We start from the raw sequence: 17,918 nt of genomic DNA, 5'->3' as shown, positions 1-17,918 counted from the left end.
CGGTGAGGAATTCCATGCGGCAGCTCGAGGTGGCCCTGATCGGTGCCGGGCTGATTGCCCGGTTGCACCTGGAAGCGTGGCTCGGGACCGGGGCCGCCGTGCGGGTCTACTCCGAAGACGGCCGGGGGGTCGAGCTGGCGACGGAGTTCGGGGCCGCGGCCGCCGGGTCGCTGGCCGAGGCGCTCGATGGGGCCGATGCCGTCGACATCTGCACGCCGACCGGGAGTCACCACGAGATCGCCATGGCCGCCATTGCCGCCGGGGTGGGCATCGTGTGCGAGAAACCGCTGGCCGCCAGTGCCGAAGAGGCCGAAGAGATCGTTGCCGCGGCGGAACGGGCCGGGGTTCGGCTCTACGCCGCCCATGATGTGCGGTTCGCCGCGCCGTACGCGCGGCTCCACGAGCTCGTGGCGAGCGGGCGGCTGGGGGAGGGTGCGGTCGGCCGGTTCTCCTTTTCCGCCTACCACCCGCGGCCCTGGACCGGGCACGCCTCCGCGCGGTCGGGCGGCATCCTGACCGACCAGCTGCTGCACGGCGCCGACCTCGCCCACTGGGTCTTCGGGGACGTCGTCCGGGTGTACGCCTGCTACCAGGGCGAGATCGCCACTCCGGCACCCGAGGGGGCCGTCGCGACCGGGACTGCCGTGCTCACCCACGCCAGTGGCGCCATCAGCCAGGTCGTGAGCCGGTGGACGGCCACGCCGCGGCCGCCCGTGCGGGTCGCCTTCCACGTCTCGGGCACCGGTGGCACGGTCAGCTACGACTCCGAGTGGCCCCAGGAGGTCCGGGTGGTCGACGGCGTGGCCGAAAACTTCGGCTGGGGCGGGCCGTCGGTGTTCGCCACCGAAATGCGCGAGTTCGCCACGGCTTTCGCCGGCGGCCCCGAGCCGCGCATCGGGGCGCAGGACGCGCTGGCCGCCGTCCGGATCATCCACGCCGCGGCCGAGTCCGCGTGGACCGGGCGCGCCGTCGAACTGCCGATGAGGGGAGCAGCGTGAAGGTCGCCGTCCTGTCGTCCGCGCCCGAGCGCGCCGAAATCTACGCCGAACCGCTGCGCGACCTGCCGGACGTCGACCTGCTCGCCGCGGACAGCTGGGACGCGCTGTTCGCCGCGCGCCCCGCGGCTGTCGTCGTCACCGGGGAAGTCGACCGCCGTCTCGAACTCGTCCAGCGGGCGGCCGAGGCCGGGGCGCACGTGCTGTGCGAATACCCGCCCGCAGCCAAGGAAGCCGACCTGAGGGCCATGGTGGACGCCTGCGACGGCGTCCGGCTCACCTTCGCTTCTCCGGCCTGCTACGGCGAGGCGTTCGCCGTGGTGCGCAAGGGAATCGCCGATGGGATCGTCGGCGAGCTGACGACGGTTCTCGGCTCGCTCGAAACGAGTGCGGACGGCGGGACGCTGGGTGCCACCGCGCCGTACCTGCTCGACCTGGTGGACGCGGTGCTCGACGGCGAGCCCGCGCAGCAGGTGTACGCCCAGACGAACAACGTCCTCAATGGACAGGAAGCCGAAAGCGCGGCCGTGCTGACCGTGCGGTATCGGAGCGGGAAAGTCGCCTCGTTCGACTGCAGCCGCAGCGTCTCGGCGACCGGGTGGCCGGCGGTCACCTTCATCGGGGACAAGGCCAGCGTGGCGTACGACGCCGGTCCGCGGCTGCTCGGCGGGTTCGACGCCGCCCTCGGCGGTGAACGACGGGAGCCGGGCGGCGAAGACCTGTATGCGTTGCTGCTCAAGGACTTCCTGGGCGACGGCGGTGGGCTCGGGCCGGACGGACAGGCCGCCCTGCGGACGGCCAGGATCGTCCAGGCGGCCTACGAATCGGCGCACACCGGGCAGCCCGTCGACCTGCCGCCCGGAAGCTGACGCGGCTTCGTCTCGAAGGGGCTTTCTCCTGTGCCACAGGAGGAAGCCCCTTTTCGTGGTGCCTCCAGTGACCGCGCAAAAGGGCTCTACCAGAGTGAGGGATGTCGCCTGGTGGTGGCTCGCCTAGCCTGAATCGAGAATGAAAACACTGGTCTGTGCTGGGAGATCCCCGAAACAGTTCGACTGAGATCGTCGAGAGGTGGAGACCGCGATGAGTGCTACGCAGGTGAAAATCGCGCTGAGCGGCGGGCCGGCCGAACTGGCGGTGACGCACCGCAGCGTTGATGCGTCCGCGTTGGAGCACACGCTCAAGATCCGCCACGGGGCCGGTTACGAGCACTTCGTGCACGGCGGGGAATTCCAGGCCGTCGACGGCTGCGAAATCGCGGTCTTCCGGTGGTCGCACCGGACGAAGATCGCCGAATAAAACGCACCGGATCTCCCACGGGAAAGGTTTCCATGACCGACGCAATATCCTTCGAGGTGCCGTGGGCGCGGACCGACAAGTTCGATCCGCCCGCGGTATTCGACTCTCTGCGCGAAGAACGTCCGCTCGCGAAGATGGTTTACCCGGATGGGCACGTCGGCTGGATCGTTTCCAGCTACGAGCTGGTGCGCGAGGTCCTCAGCGACCTGCGGTTCAGCCACAGCTGCGAGGTCGGCCACTTCCCGGTGACGCACCAGGGCCAGGTGATCCCGACCCACCCGTTGATCCCCGGGATGTTCATCCACATGGACCCGCCCGAGCACACGCGGTACCGCAAGCTGCTGACGGGCGAGTTCACCGTCCGCCGCACCAGCCGGCTCATCCCGCGCGTCGAAGCCGTGGCCGCCGAGCAGATCGAGGTCATGCGGGCCAAGGGCGCCCCCGCGGACGTGGTGGCGGACTTCGCCAAGCCGCTCGTCCTGCGGATGCTGGGCGAGCTGGTCGGCCTGCCCTACGAGGAACGCGACCGGTACGTGCCCGCGGTGACCCTCCTGCACGACGCGGAAGCGGACCCGGCCGAGGCCGCGGCCGCCTACGAGGTGGCCGGCGCGTTCTTCGACGAGGTCATCGAGCGGCGACGTCAGCAGCCCCAGGACGACCTGATCAGCTCGCTCGTCAACGAGGACCTGACCCAGGAGGAGCTGCGCAACATCGTCACCCTGCTGTTGTTCGCGGGGTACGAGACCACGGAGGGCGCGCTGTCCGTCGGCGCCTTCGCGCTGCTGCACCACTCCGACCAGCTGGCGGCGCTGCGCGCGGCGCCGGCGAAGCTCGACGCCGCGATCGAAGAGCTCCTGCGCTACTTGACCGTCAACCAGTACCACACCTACCGCACCGCGCTGGAAGACGTGAAGCTGGAGGGCGAGCTGATCCGGAAGGGCGACACAGTGACGGTGTCGCTGCCCGCGGCCAACCGCGACCCGGCCAAGTTCGCCTGTCCCGCGGAGCTGGACATCGAGCGGGACACCTCCGGCCACGTCGCGTTCGGCTTCGGCATCCACCAGTGCCTGGGCCAAAACCTGGCGCGCATCGAGCTCCGGGCGGGCTTCACGGCGCTCCTGCGGGCGTTCCCCGACCTCCGGCTGGCCGTCCCGGCCGACGAGGTGCCGTTGCGGCTGAAGGGTTCCGTCTTCTCGGTGAAGGAGCTTCCCGTCTCCTGGTGAGCGTCTCTTCCCCCGAACCGCCGAAAGGATCTGCGGCACAGTGCGCACCGATCTCATCAAGCCACTTCACGTCGCACTCCTGGAGAACGCGACCCGTTTCGCCGGCAAGCCGGCCTTCGCCGACGACCACCGGTCGGTCACCTACGGCGACCTGGAGGCGCGGACGCGCCGGCTGGCCGGGCACCTGGCCGGTCTCGGTGTCCGGCACGGGGACCGGGTGGCGATCTGCCTCGGCAACCGCGTGTCCACTGTGGAGAGCTACTTCGCGGTCCTGCGCGCCGGCGGCGTGGGCGTGCCGCTCAACCCCGGCTCGGCGACGGCCGAGCTGGAGTACCCGCTGACCGACAGCGGCGCCACGGTGGTCATCACCGATGCCGCGCAGGCGGCCCGGCTCCGGCTCGCGCCGCACGTCAAGCTGCTGGTGACCGGCGACGACGTCCCGGCAGGCGCCCAGTCGTTCGACGAGCTCGCCGTCAGTGAACCGGCCGAGCCCGCCCCGGACGACCTCGAGCTCGACGAACCGGCCTGGATGTTCTACACGTCGGGGACGACGGGCCGGCCCAAGGGCGTCGTGTCGACGCAGCGCAACTGCCTCTGGTCCGTCGCCTCCTGCTACGTGCCGATCCCGGGGCTGACGGACCAGGACCGGGTGCTTTGGCCGCTCCCGCTGTTCCACAGCCTTTCGCACATCGCCTGCGTCCTGTCCGCCACCGTGGTCGGCGCCACCGTCCGGATCATGGACGGCAGTTCCGCCGACGACGTGATGCGGCTGATCCGCGCGGAGGACTCGACGTTCCTGGCCGGCGTGCCCACCACCTACCACCACCTGGTGCGGGCCGCCCGGCAGCGCGGGTTCTCGGCCCCGAACCTGCGCATCGGCCTGGCCGGGGGAGCGGTCCTCGGCGCCGGGCTGCGGAGCGAGTTCGAGGAGACCTTCGGGGTCCCGCTGATCGACGCCTACGGCAGCACCGAGACCTGCGGGGCCATCACCATGAACCCGCCGGACGGCGCCCAGGTCGACGGCTCCTGCGGCTTGCCCGTGCCGGGGGTCGGGGTGCGCGTCGTCGACCCCGACACCGGGCTCGACGTCCCCGCCGGCCAGGAAGGCGAGGTCTGGGTCAGCGGGCCGAACGTCATGATCGGCTACCACAACAGCCCGGAGGCGACCGCCGCGGCGATGCGGGACGGCTGGTTCCGGACCGGTGACCTGGCCCGGCGGGACGACGCCGGCTACTTCACCATCTGCGGCCGGATCAAGGAACTCATCATCCGGGGCGGGGCGAACATCCACCCCGGCGAGGTCGAGGCGGTCCTGCGCACCGTCGACGGCGTCGCCGACGCGGCGGTCGGCGGCGCACCGCACGACACGCTCGGCGAGGTGCCGGTCGCGTACGTGATCCCCGGCCCGTCCGGGTTCGACCCCGCGGCGCTGCTCGACCGGTGCCGCGCGCAGCTTTCCGCCTACAAGGTGCCGGAGCGGATCCACGAAGTCGCCCACATCCCCCGGACCGCCTCGGGCAAGGTCCAGCGGCGCCTGCTGGCCGACGAGCCCGGCCGCCTGCGGTACGCGGCGGCGGAACACCAGGAGCCGTCCCGGCAGAGCGAGCCCGACGAGGCCGTCGCGGCGGCCCTGGGTGCCCGGCTGTCCGGTTTGGACGAACGCGCGCAGGGCGAACTGCTGGCGGATCTCGTCCGCACCCAGGCCGCCGACGTACTGGGGCAGCCGGTCCCGGCCGACCGCGCGTTCCGCGATCTGGGCTTCACCTCGCTGGCCATCGTCGAGCTGCGCAACCGGCTGACCGAGCACACCGGCCGGTGGCTGCCCACCAGTGCCGTCTTCGACCACCCGACGCCGGTGGCGCTGGCCGCCCGCCTCCGGGCCGAGCTCCTCGGGATCACCCGGCCGGTCACCGAGCCGGTCGTGGTGGCCGACCCCGGTGAACCGATCGCGATCGTGGGGATGGCGTGCCGGTTGCCGGGCGGGGTGGCTTCCCCGGACGACCTGTGGCGGCTGGTGGCCGAGCGCGTCGACGCCGTCTCCGAGTTCCCCGACGACCGCGGCTGGGACCTGGAGAGCCTGTTCGACCCCGAGCGGGAACGCGCCGGCACTTCGTACGTCAGCAAGGGCGGCTTCCTCCACGACGCGGGGAACTTCGACGCCGGGTTCTTCGGGATTTCGCCGCGTGAGGCCGTCGCCATGGACCCGCAGCAGCGGCTGCTGCTGGAAACGTCGTGGGAGGCGCTGGAAAGCGCCGGAGTCGACCCGGTCGGGTTGAAGGGCGCCGACGTCGGCGTGTTCTCCGGCCTGATGGGCCAGGGCTACGCCGCCGGGGGTGCGGTGGCGCCCGAACTCGAGGGGTTCGTCACCACGGGGGTCGCGTCGAGCGTGGCGTCGGGCCGGGTGTCGTACGTGCTCGGCCTGGAGGGGCCGGCGGTCACGGTGGACACGGCCTGTTCGTCGTCGCTGGTCGCGATGCACCTGGCCGCGCAGGCGCTGCGGCAGGGCGAGTGCTCGATGGCGCTCGCCGGTGGGGTCACGGTGATGGCGACGCCGGGCTCGTTCGTGGAATTCTCGCGCCAGCGGGCGCTGGCTCCCGACGGGCGCTGCAAGGCGTTCGCGTCGGCGGCCGACGGGACCGGCTGGTCCGAGGGCGTGGGCGTGGTCGTGCTGGAGCGGCTTTCGGTGGCGCGGGAGCGCGGGCACCGGGTCCTGGCGGTCCTGCGCGGCAGCGCGGTGAACCAGGACGGCGCCTCCAACGGGCTGACCGCGCCGAACGGCCTCTCGCAGCAGCGGGTGATCCGCCGGGCACTGGCCGGGGCCGGGCTGGCTCCGTCCGATGTGGACGTCGTCGAAGCGCACGGGACCGGGACGACCCTCGGTGACCCGATCGAGGCGCAGGCCCTGCTGGCCACCTACGGGCAGGAACGGGAGCCCGGGAAGCCGTTGTGGCTGGGTTCGCTGAAGTCCAACATCGGGCACGCGCAGGCGGCCGCGGGTGTGGCGGGCGTGATCAAGATGGTGCAGGCGTTGCGGCACGAGGTGCTGCCTCCGACGCTGCACGTCGACCAGCCGACGACCGAGGTGGACTGGTCCGCCGGTGCGGTCGAGCTGCTCACCGAGGCGCGTGCGTGGCCGCGCGACGGCCGTCCGCGCCGGGCCGGGGTTTCTTCGTTCGGCGTCAGCGGGACGAACGCGCACCTGATCCTGGAGGAGGCGCCGGCCGAGGAACCGGTGCCCGCCGAGAAGCCGGTGGTGCCGGCGGCCCCGGTGGTGCCTTTCGTGGTGTCGGCACGCGGAGCGCTTTCCGGGCAGGCCGCGCGCTTGGCCACCTTCCTCGAAAACCACCCTGGGATCTCGCCGGCGGCGGTGGCGGGGGCGCTGGTGTCGCGTCGCGCGGTGCTGGACGACCGCGCCGTCGTCGTGGCCGGATCACACGAGGAAGCCCTGGCCGGGCTGCGTGCGCTGGCGCGCGGGGAAAGCGCGGCCGGTCTGCTGACCGGCTCGGCTGCGCCGGGCAAGGTCGTGTGGGTGTTCCCGGGGCAGGGGACGCAGTGGCACGGCATGGGCCGTGAGCTGCTGGATTCCTCTCCGGTGTTCGCCGAGCGGATCGCCGAGTGCGCGGCCGCGCTGGAGCCGTGGGTCGACTGGTCGCTGGTCGACGTGCTGCGCGGCGAAGGCCCCGGGCTGCTGTACCGGGTCGATGTGCTGCAGCCCGCCTGTTTCGCGGTGATGGTGGGGCTGGCCGCGGTGTGGGAGTCCGTGGGCGTGCGCCCGGACGCCGTACTGGGTCACTCCCAGGGCGAAATCGCGGCCGCCTGCGTGTCGGGTGCGTTGTCGCTGGAAGACGCGGCGAAGGTGGTCGCGTTGCGCAGCCAGGCGATCGCGGCGGAGCTGTCCGGTCGCGGTGGGATGGCGTCGGTCGCCTTGAGCGAGGACGACGTGGTCTCGCGGCTGGCGGACGGGGTCGAGGTCGCCGCCGTCAACGGCCCGTCGTCGGTGGTGATCGCGGGGGACGCCCGAGCCCTCGACGAGACGGTGGAAGCCCTGACCGGGCAAGGGATCCGGGTGCGGCGGGTCGCGGTGGACTACGCCTCGCACACCCGGCACGTGGAGGACATCCGCGCCACCCTGGACCAGGCGCTGGCCGGGATCGGCGCGCAGGCACCCGCAGTGCCGTTCTTCTCGACCGTCACCGGCGAGTGGGTGCGAGACGCCGGCGTCCTGGACGGCGGGTACTGGTACCGCAACCTGCGCAACCAGGTGCGGTTCGGTGCCGCGGCGGCGGCCTTGCTCGCGCAGGGGCACACGGCGTTCGTCGAGATCAGTGCGCACCCCGTGACGGTCCAGCCCCTGAGCGAGCTCACCCAGGGTGCCGTCGTCGTCGGGTCGTTGCGGCGTGACGACGGTGGCCTGCGGCGGCTGCTGACCTCGATGGCGGAACTGTTCGTCCGCGGCGTCGACGTGGACTGGGCCGGGATCGTGCCCGCGTCCGGCTGGGTCGATTTGCCGACCTACGCCTTCGACCGCCGGCACTACTGGCTCGAGCCGGCCGAGCCGGCGACGGCCGGTCACCCGCTGCTGGGCACCGTCGTCAGCGACCCCGGCTCGGCGCGCCTGACGGCCATGGCCACCTGGTCGCTCCGGAACCTCCCCTGGCTCGCGGACCGGCTGGTGCCGAACGCGGCACTGGTCGAGGCGGCCATCCGCCTGGGCGACCTGGCCGCCACTCCCGTCCTCGACGAACTGACCGTCGACGCGCCGGTGCTGCTGCCGCCACGCGGTGGCCGGGACGTCCAGCTGCTCGTCGGCGAACCCGGCGAGACGCGGCGGCGATCGATCGAAATCTTCTCCCGGGCCGCGGGCGCCTCCCTGGAAGATCCGTGGACGCGGCACGCCCACGGCACGCTTGCTCCCGCCGCCGCCGTGACCGATAGGGGGACTTCAGCGGGAGACGCCACCGAAGTCACCGTGGCCGGCTTGCGCGACGCGGACCGGTACGGGATCCACCCCGCGCTGCTGGACGCGGCCGTCCGCACGGTCGTCGGCGACGGCCTGCTCCCGTCCGTCTGGACCGGGGTGACCCTGCTGGCCTCCGGGGCCACGACCGTGACCGCGACGCCGACGGCGACCGGCCTGCGGCTGACCGACCCGGCCGGGCAGCCCGTCCTGACCGTCGAAGCGGTGCGCGGCACGCCGTTCGCCGCCGAAGCGGGGACCACCGACGCGCTCTTCCGCGTCGAGTGGACGGAAATCCCGCTCCCCGCCGTGGAACGCGAGCCCACGGCTGATGTCTTGCGGTACGAAGCCACGTCGGTCGAGGAGACCCTGGCCGAGCTCCAGGCCTGGCTCGCGGACCCGGGACGGGCCGAAACCCGGCTGGCCGTGGTCACCGGCGACTGCGCCGAACCCGACGCGGCCGCGATCTGGGGCCTGGTGCGCTCGGCGCAGTCGGAACACCCCGGCCGGATCGTGCTGGCCGACCTCGACGACCCCGCCGTGCTGCCCGCCGTGCTGCTGAGCGGGGAACCGCAGGTGCGGGTCCGGAACGGCGTCGCGGAGGTGCCCCGGCTGGCCCGGGTATCCGCGTCGCAGGACCCCCGCCCGCTCGATCCGGAAGGCACCGCGCTGATCACCGGCGGCACCGGAACGCTCGGTGCGCTGACCGCCCGGCACCTCGTCACCGCCCACGGCGTCCGGCACCTGGTCCTGATCAGCCGCCGCGGCGAAGCCCCCGAACTGCACGACGAGCTGACCGCCCTCGGGGCGTCGGTCACCATCACCGCCTGCGACGCGGCGGACCGGGCGCAGCTCGAGGCCGTCCTGCGGGCGATCCCGGCCGAGCACCCGCTCACCGCCGTGGTGCACACCGCCGGCGTCCTGGACGACGGGGTGGTCACCGAGCTGACCCCGGACCGGATCGCCACCGTGCGGCGGCCGAAGGTGGACGCCGCACAGCACCTGGACGAGCTCACCCGGGACGCCGACCTCGCCGCGTTCGTGCTGTTCTCCTCGGCGGCGGGCGTGCTGGGCAACCCGGGCCAGGCCGGCTACGCCGCGGCCAACGCCGGGCTGGATGCCTTGGCGCACCAGCGAAACCGCCTCGGCCTGCCCGCGGTGTCCATTGCCTGGGGGTACTGGTCGGCGGTCAGCGGCATGACCGAACACCTGGGGGCCGCCGACCTGCGCCGCAACCGGCGGATCGGGATGTCGGGACTCGCCGCCAACGAGGGCATGGCGCTGCTGGACGCCGCCATCGGCACCGGCGGCGCCCTCGTGGCGGCGAAGTTCGACGTGGCGGCCCTGCGGGCGACGGCGAAGGCCGAGGGCACGGTGCCGCCGCTGCTGCGGGGCCTGGCTCCGCTGCCGCGCCGGACGGCCGCCACCGCGGGCCGGACGGCGTCGCTGACCGAACGCCTCGCCGGCCTGGACGAGGCCGGGCGAACCGAGGCCCTGCTCGACCTGGTGCGGCGGCACGCCGCCGAGGTGCTCGGCCACACCGGCGTCGACGCCGTCCACACGGGACGGACGTTCAAGGACGCCGGCTTCGACTCGCTGACCGCGGTGGAACTGCGCAACCGGCTGGCCGCCGCGACCGGGCTGACCCTGTCCCCGGCGATGATCTTCGACTACCCGAAGCCCCCGGCGCTCGCCGGGCACCTGCACGCCAAGCTCTTCGGTGACCGGGCCACCCGGCCGGCCGAGATCGGTACCGCCGCGGCCGACGAGCCGATCGCGATCGTGGCGATGGCGTGCCGCTTCCCCGGCGGCGTGCACAGCCCGGAAGACCTGTGGCGGCTGGTCGCCGACGGCGTCGACGCCGTCTCCGAGTTCCCCGGCGACCGCGGCTGGGACACCGACCGGCTCTACCACGAAGATCCCGACCACGAAGGCACCACCTACGTGCGGCACGGCGCCTTCCTCGACGACGCCGCCGGGTTCGACGCCGCCTTCTTCGGCATCTCGCCGAACGAGGCGCTCGCCATGGACCCGCAGCAGCGGCTGCTGCTGGAGACGTCCTGGGAGCTGTTCGAACGGGCCGCGATCGACCCGACCACCCTGGCCGGGCAGGACATCGGCGTCTTCGCCGGGGTCAACAGCCACGACTACAGCACGCGGATGCACCGGGCCGCCGGCGTCGAGGGATTCCGCCTCACCGGGGGTTCGGCCAGCGTCCTCTCCGGCCGCGTCGCCTACCACTACGGCGTCGAGGGCCCGGCCATCACGGTCGACACGGCCTGCTCCTCCTCGCTGGTGGCCCTGCACTTGGCGGTGCAGGCGCTGCAGCGCGGCGAGTGCTCGATGGCGCTGGCCGGCGGCGTGATGGTGATGGGCACCGTGGAGACCTTCGTCGAGTTCTCGCGGCAGCGCGGGCTGGCGCCCGACGGCCGGTGCAAGGCGTTCGCCGACGGCGCGGACGGCACCGGCTGGTCCGAGGGCGTCGGGCTGCTCCTGGTGGAGCGGTTGTCCGAGGCTCGCCGCCGGGGCCACCAGGTCCTGGCCGTGGTCCGCGGGTCGGCGGTCAACTCCGACGGCGCGTCGAACGGCCTCACGGCCCCGAACGGCCCGTCCCAGCAGCGCGTGATCCGCAAGGCACTGGCCGCCGCCGGACTGTCCACATCGGACGTCGACGCGGTGGAGGCGCACGGGACCGGGACGACCCTGGGCGACCCGATCGAGGCGGAGGCGCTCCTGGCGACCTACGGCCAGGAGCGGGACCGGCCCCTGTGGCTCGGGTCGGTGAAGTCCAACCTCGGGCACACGCAGGCGGCCGCGGGCGTCGCGGGCGTGATCAAGATGGTCATGGCCATGCGCCACGGCGTCCTGCCCCGGACCCTGCACGTGGACCGGCCTTCGTCCCACGTGGACTGGTCGGCGGGTGCGGTGGAACTGCTGACCGAAGCCCGCGACTGGCCGGTCGACGGCCACCCGCGCCGGGCGGGCGTGTCGTCCTTCGGCATCGGCGGCACCAACGCGCACGTCGTCCTCGAAGAAGTGCCCGAACCGGCCACCACGCCCCAGCCTGAGCCGGCCGGGTTCCTGGTGCCGGTGCTCGTCTCCGCGCGGACGGCGGCGGGCCTGCGCGGCCAGGCCGACCGGCTCGCCGGGTTCTTCGGCGACCGGACCGACGTGCGGGTCCCCGATGCCGCCTACGCCTTGGCCACCACGCGTGCTCAGCTCGACCACCGGGCGGTCGTCCTGGCCTCCGACCGGGAACAGCTCCGCAGCGACCTCGCCGCCTTCGGCCCCGGCGTGGTGACCGGGACGCCGGTCGACGGCAAGCTGGCCGTCCTCTTCACCGGCCAGGGCAGCCAGTGGGCCGGCATGGGCCGCGAACTCGCCGAGACGTACCCGGTCTTCCGCGACGCCTTCGAGGCCGCCTGTGCCGCCGTGGACACCCATCTGGGCGAGCGTCCGCTGCGCGAGGTCGTGTTCGACGACAGCGCGCTGCTCGACCAGACGATGTACACCCAGGGCGCGCTGTTCGCGGTGGAGACCGCGCTGTTCCGGCTCTTCGAGTCGTGGGGCGTCCGGCCGGATCTCCTCGCCGGCCACTCGATCGGCGAACTCACCGCCGCGCACGTGTCCGGAGTGCTGGAGCTGGCCGAGGCGGGCGAACTGGTCGCCGCGCGCGGCCGGCTGATGCAGGTCCTGCCCGGTGGCGGCGCGATGGTCGCCGTCCAGGCGACCGAGGACGAGGTCGCGCCCCTGCTCGACGGCACGGTCTGCGTCGCCGCGATCAACGGCCCCGACTCCGTCGTGCTTTCCGGCGCCGAGGACGCCGTGCTCGCCATCGCGGGTGACCTGGCGGGCCGCGGCCGCAAGACGCGGCGGCTGGCCGTCAGCCACGCCTTCCACTCGCCGCTCATGGAACCGATGCTCGACGACTTCCGCGCGGTCGCGGAGCGCCTGACGTACCGGCCGGGTGCCCTGCCCGTCGTCTCGACGCTGACCGGGGAACTCGCGGCGCTCGACAGCCCCGGCTACTGGGTCGACCAGGTGCGCAACGCCGTGCGGTTCAGCGACGCCGTCACCGCGCTGAGCGGCCAGGGTGCGGCGACGTACCTCGAACTCGGCCCGGGCGGCGCGCTCGCCGCGATGGCGCTCGGCACGCTCGGCGGACCCGAGCAGAGCTGCGTCGCCACCTTGCGCAAGAACGGCGCCGAGGTGCCCGACGTCCTCACCGCGCTCGCCGAACTGCACGTGCGAGGCGTGGCCGTGGACTGGACGACCGTGCTCGACGAACCGGCCACGGCGGTCGGGACCGTCCTGCCCACCTACGTGTTCCAGCACCAGCGCTTCTGGGTCGACGCCGACGACACGGTGGGAGTCAGCGTCACCCCGCCACCGGCGGAGCCGAACGTGGGCCGGCCGGCGCACGACGTGCTGGACCTGGTCCGCGAGAGCGCCGCGATGGTGCTCGGGCACCGTGAGGTGGACGCGTTCGACCTCGACCGGTCCTTCAAGGACCTGGGCTTCGACTCCCTCAGCGCGGTCAAGCTCCGCAACCGCCTGCGCGACTTCACCGGCGTGGAGCTGCCCAGCACCCTGGTCTTCGACTACCCGAACCCGGCGGTCCTCGCCGCCCACCTGCAGGCCGAACTCCGCGGGGAGCGCCCGCAGGCCCCGGCCACGGCGACGCGGTCCGTCTCCGACGAACCGATCGCGATCGTGGGCATGAGCACGCGACTGCCGGGCGGCGCGGACAGCCCCGAAGAACTGTGGAACCTGGTGGCCGAGGGGCGGGACGCGGTGTCCGGTTTCCCCGTCGACCGCGGCTGGGACCTGGACGGGCTGTACCACCCGGACCCCGCCCACCCGGGCACGAGCTACACGCGCACCGGCGGCTTCCTGCACGACGCGGCCCAGTTCGACGCCGGGCTCTTCGGGATCTCGCCGCGCGAAGCCCTCGCGATGGACCCGCAGCAGCGGTTGCTGCTGGAGACGTCGTGGGAAGCACTGGAACGCGCGGGTGTCGACCCCCTGTCCGCACGAGGCACCGACGTCGGCGTCTTCACCGGGATCGTCCACCACGACTACGTGACGCGGCTGCGCGAGGTCCCCGAGGACGTCCAGGGCTACACGATGACCGGGACGGCCTCGAGCGTGGCGTCGGGCCGGGTGGCGTACGTCTTCGGGTTCGAGGGGCCGGCGGTCACGGTGGACACGGCGTGTTCGTCGTCGCTGGTCGCGATGCACCTCGCCGCGCAGTCCCTGAGGCAGGGCGAGTGCTCGATGGCGCTCGCCGGTGGCGCGACGGTGATGGCCAGCCCGGACGCCTTCCTGGAGTTCTCGCGCCAGCGGGGCCTGTCCGCCGACGGGCGCTGCAAGGCCTACTCGGACGGCGCGGACGGCACGGGCTGGGCCGAGGGCGTCGGCGTGGTCGTCCTCGAACGGCTTTCGGTGGCACGCGAGCGTGGCCACCGGGTGCTGGCGGTCCTGCGCGGCAGCGCGGTGAACCAGGACGGCGCGTCGAACGGCTTGACCGCGCCGAACGGCCCGTCCCAGCAGCGGGTGATCCGCGGCGCGCTGGCCACGGCCGGGCTGGCACCGTCCGATGTGGACGTCGTGGAGGGGCACGGCACCGGGACGGCGCTGGGCGACCCGATCGAGGTCCAGGCGCTGCTGGCCACCTACGGGCAGGACCGGGAACCGGAGCGGCCGTTGTGGCTCGGCTCCCTGAAGTCGAACATCGGGCACACGCAGGCCGCGGCCGGGGTCGTCGGCGTGATCAAAATGGTCATGGCCATGCGGAACGGCGTCATGCCGGCCACGCTGCACGTCGACGAGCCCACGAGCCAGGTCGACTGGTCGGCGGGCGCGATCGAGGTGCTCACCGAGGCCAGGGAGTGGCCGAGGAACGGCCGTCCGCGCCGCGCGGGCGTGTCCTCCTTCGGGGCCAGCGGCACGAACGCGCACGTGATCATCGAAGAAGGACCCGCCGAAGAACCCGTGGCCGAAGAGGCGGCCTCCGTGGTGCCCCTGGTGGTCTCCGCGCGCAGCACCGGTTCGCTGGCCGGGCAGGCCGGCCGGGTGGCCGCGGTCCTCGAGAACGAGTCGTTGGCGGGGGTGGCCGGTGCCCTGGTGTCGGGCCGCGCGACGCTGAACGAGCGCGCGGTCGTCATCGCGGGCTCGGCTGACGAGGCCCAGACCGGGTTGCAGGCGCTGGCCCGCGGGGAGAACGCGCCCGGCGTCGTGACCGGGAGCGCGGGCAAGCCGGGCAAGGTCGTGTGGGTGTTCCCCGGCCAGGGCTCGCAGTGGATCGGCATGGGCCGGGAACTGCTCGATGCGTCGCCGGTGTTCGCCGCGCGGATCGAGGAATGCGCCGCCGCACTGGAGCCGTGGACCGGCTGGTCGCTGCTCGACGTGCTGCGCGGCGACGGCGACCTGCTGGACCGGGTCGACGTGGTGCAGCCCGCCAGTTTCGCGATGATGGTCGGCCTCGCCGCGGTGTGGAATTCCCTGGGTGTGGTCCCGGACGCGGTGCTGGGCCACTCCCAAGGCGAGATCGCCGCGGCGTGCGTGTCCGGTGCGTTGTCGCTGGACGACGCGGCGAAGGTGGTTGCGTTGCGCAGCCAGGCGATCGCCGCGGAACTGGCCGGCCGCGGCGGGATGGCGTCGGTCGCGTTGAGCGAGGAGGACGCGGTCGCGCGGCTGGGGCCGTGGGCGGACCGGGTCGAGGTGGCCGCGGTCAACAGCCCGTCCTCGGTCGTCATCGCGGGGGACGCGCAGGCCCTCGACGAGGCTCTGGACGTGTTGTCCGGCGACGGTGTCCGGGTACGGCGGGTCGCGGTGGACTACGCCTCGCACACCCGGCACGTCGAGGCCATCGCCGAAACCCTGGACAAGTCCCTGGACGGGATCACCGCGCAGGCTCCGGTGATTCCGTTCTATTCCACCGTCCTCGGCGCGTGGATCGAGCAGGCCGTCGTCGATGGGGGCTACTGGTACCGGAACCTGCGGCAGCAGGTGCGGTTCGGCCCCTCGGTGGCGGACCTGGCCGGGCTGGGGCACACGGTGTTCGTGGAGATCAGCGCCCACCCGGTGCTGGTTCAGCCCCTGAGCGAAATCAGCGACGACGCGGTGGTGGCCGGGTCGCTGCGGCGGGACGACGGCGGTCTCCGGCGCTTGCTGGCCTCGGCGGCCGAGCTGTTCGTCCGGGGCGTGGCCGTGGACTGGGCCGGGCTGCTGCCGACGGCCGGCTGGGTGGACCTGCCGACGTACGCCTTCGACCGCCGGCACTTCTGGCTGCACGAGGCGGACACCGAGAAGACGGACGTCGCCGAAGGCGCGGACGCCGAGTTCTGGACCGCGATCGAGCAGTCCGATGTGGACAACCTGGCCGAGCTGCTCGAGCTGGCCCCGGACCAGCGCGGTGCGTTGAGCACCGTCGTGCCCGTGCTGGCGGAGTGGCGGGACCGGCGCCGTGAACGCTCGACCGCGGAAAAGCTGCGGTACCAGGTCACCTGGCAGCCGCTCGAACGCGAAGCCACCGGCGTGCCGGGCGGCCGCTGGCTGGTCGTCGTCCCGGCCGGCGCCACCGACGCGCTTCTGAACGAGCTGACCGGCCAGGGACTCGACATCGTCCGGCTGGAGATCGAGGAATCTTCCCGGGAACTGCTCGCCGAGCGGTTGCGGGGTGTGCTGGCGGAGAACGACCTCACCGGCGTGCTGTCGCTGCTCGCTCTCGACGGAGGGCCCGCGGACGCCACCGAGATCACCGCTTCGACGCTCGCGCTGGTCCAGGCCCTGGGCGACACCAACGCCGCCGCGCCGCTGTGGTGCCTCACTTCCGGCGCGGTGAACATCGGCATCCAGGACACGGTCACCGCACCGGCCCAAGCGGCGGTGTGGGGGCTCGGCCGCGCCGTCGCGCTGGAGCGCCTCGACCGGTGGGGCGGCCTGGTCGACTTGCCCGCCGCGATCGACGCGCGCACGGCTCAGGCCCTGCTCGGTGTCCTGAACGGCGCCGCGGGGGAAGACCAGCTCGCGGTCCGGCGGTCGGGCGTCTACAGCAGGCGGCTGGTCCGCAAGCCGGCGCCGGAGTCCGCGACGAGCCGGTGGGAACCGCGGGGGACCGTCGTGGTGACCGGCGGGGCCGAAGGACTCGGCCGGCACGCCTCGGTCTGGCTCGCGCAGTCCGGCGCCGAACGGCTCATCGTCACCGGCACCGACGGCGTCGAAGAACTGAGGGCCGAGCTGGCCGAGTTCGGCACCACGGTCCAGTTCTGCGCTGACACCGACCGGGACGGGATCGCGCGGCTGGTGGCGGATTCGGAGCAGCCGGTCACCGCCGTGGTGCACGCCGCCGACATCGCGCAGACCAGCTCCGTCGACGACACCGGGCCGGCCGACCTCGCCGAGGTGTTCACCGCCAAGGTGGCCACCGCGGTGTGGCTGGACCAGCTGTTCGAGGACACCCCGCTCGACGCGTTCGTCGTGTTCTCCTCGATCGCGGGTGTCTGGGGCGGCGGTGGCCAGGGCCCGGCCGGCGCGGCGAACGCCGTCCTCGACGCCCTGGTCGAATGGCGCCGGGCCCGGGGCCTGAAGGCGACGTCGATCGCCTGGGGAGCGCTGGACCAGATCGGCATCGGCATGGACGAGGCTGCCCTCGCCCAGCTCCGCCGCCGAGGTGTCCTTCCGATGGCGCCGCAGCTCGCGGTCACCGCGATGGTGCAGGCGGTCGCCGGCCACGAGAAGTCCGTGGCGGTGGCCGACATGGATTGGGCGGCCTTCATCCCGGCGTTCACTTCGGTCCGGCCCAGCCCGCTGTTCGCCGATCTGCCCGAGGCGAAGGCGGTGCTCCAGGCCACGCAGGACGACGGCGAAGACGGCGGCACCGCCGCGTCGCTCGCGGATTCCCTGCGGGCGGTCCCGGACGCCGAGCAGAACCGCATCCTGCTGAAGCTGGTCCGCGGCCACGCCTCGACGGTGCTCGGCCACAGCGGCGCCGAGGGGATCGGGCCGCGGCAGGCGTTCCAGGAGGTCGGCTTCGACTCCCTGGCCGCGGTCAACCTCCGCAACAGCCTGCACGCGGCCACCGGGCTGCGGCTGCCGGCGACGCTGATCTTCGACTACCCCACCCCGGAGGCGCTGGTCGGCTACCTGCGCGTCGAGCTCCTCCGGGACGCCGACGACGGCCTGGAGGGGCGGGAGGACGACCTGCGGCGGGTCCTCGCGTCCGTGTCGTTCGCCCGGTTCAAGGAGGCGGGCGTGCTGGACACCCTGCTCGGCTTGGCCGACGCGGACACCGGCACGGAGACCGACCCCGCCGAAGCGGCTCCGGCGGTGCCGCTCTCGGACGACGCAGAACTGATCGACGCACTGGACATCTCCGGTCTCGTGCAACGGGCCCTCGGCCGGACGAGCTGACCGCCGATGGCGAACGAATCGTGGAGGATGGAT

Annotated in this window: 5 protein-coding genes; all 5 read left to right on the top strand. The window is 73.1% G+C overall.

The features are described from left to right. The first annotated feature begins 14 nt into the window (after positions 1-14). The 5 genes from AB0M80_RS02885 to AB0M80_RS02865 all read left to right on the top strand — a co-directional run bounded on the left by AB0M80_RS02885 (position 15) and on the right by AB0M80_RS02865 (position 17,885). Complete coding sequence (locus AB0M80_RS02885; protein ID WP_364557893.1) at positions 15-998, top strand: Gfo/Idh/MocA family oxidoreductase; 984 nt, start codon at positions 15-17, stop codon at positions 996-998. Then, positions 995-1,864 (top strand): Gfo/Idh/MocA family oxidoreductase, encoded by an 870-nt coding sequence (locus AB0M80_RS02880; protein ID WP_364557890.1) that lies wholly within the window; start codon positions 995-997, stop codon positions 1,862-1,864. Before AB0M80_RS02885 ends, AB0M80_RS02880 begins: the two co-directional genes overlap by 4 nt. Positions 1,865-2,075: 211 nt before the next feature. Then, a complete protein-coding gene (locus AB0M80_RS02875; RefSeq protein ID WP_364557887.1) occupies positions 2,076-2,291 on the top strand; it encodes a DUF5988 family protein in 216 nt (71 codons plus the stop codon). A 32-nt stretch (positions 2,292-2,323) separates the two neighbouring features. Then, positions 2,324-3,514, top strand: coding sequence for a cytochrome P450 (locus AB0M80_RS02870; protein WP_364557884.1), 1,191 nt, complete (start codon positions 2,324-2,326; stop codon positions 3,512-3,514). A 40-nt stretch (positions 3,515-3,554) separates the two neighbouring features. Beyond that, a complete protein-coding gene (locus AB0M80_RS02865; RefSeq protein WP_364557881.1) occupies positions 3,555-17,885 on the top strand; it encodes a type I polyketide synthase in 14,331 nt (4,776 codons plus the stop codon). The last annotated feature ends 33 nt before the right edge of the window (positions 17,886-17,918 follow it).

This window comes from Amycolatopsis sp. NPDC051045 (assembly GCF_040682955.1).
Lineage (GTDB): Bacteria > Actinomycetota > Actinomycetes > Mycobacteriales > Pseudonocardiaceae > Amycolatopsis.
The sequence above is the reverse complement of the archived record's forward strand: the minus strand, read 5'-3'. Positions and strand labels throughout refer to the sequence as shown.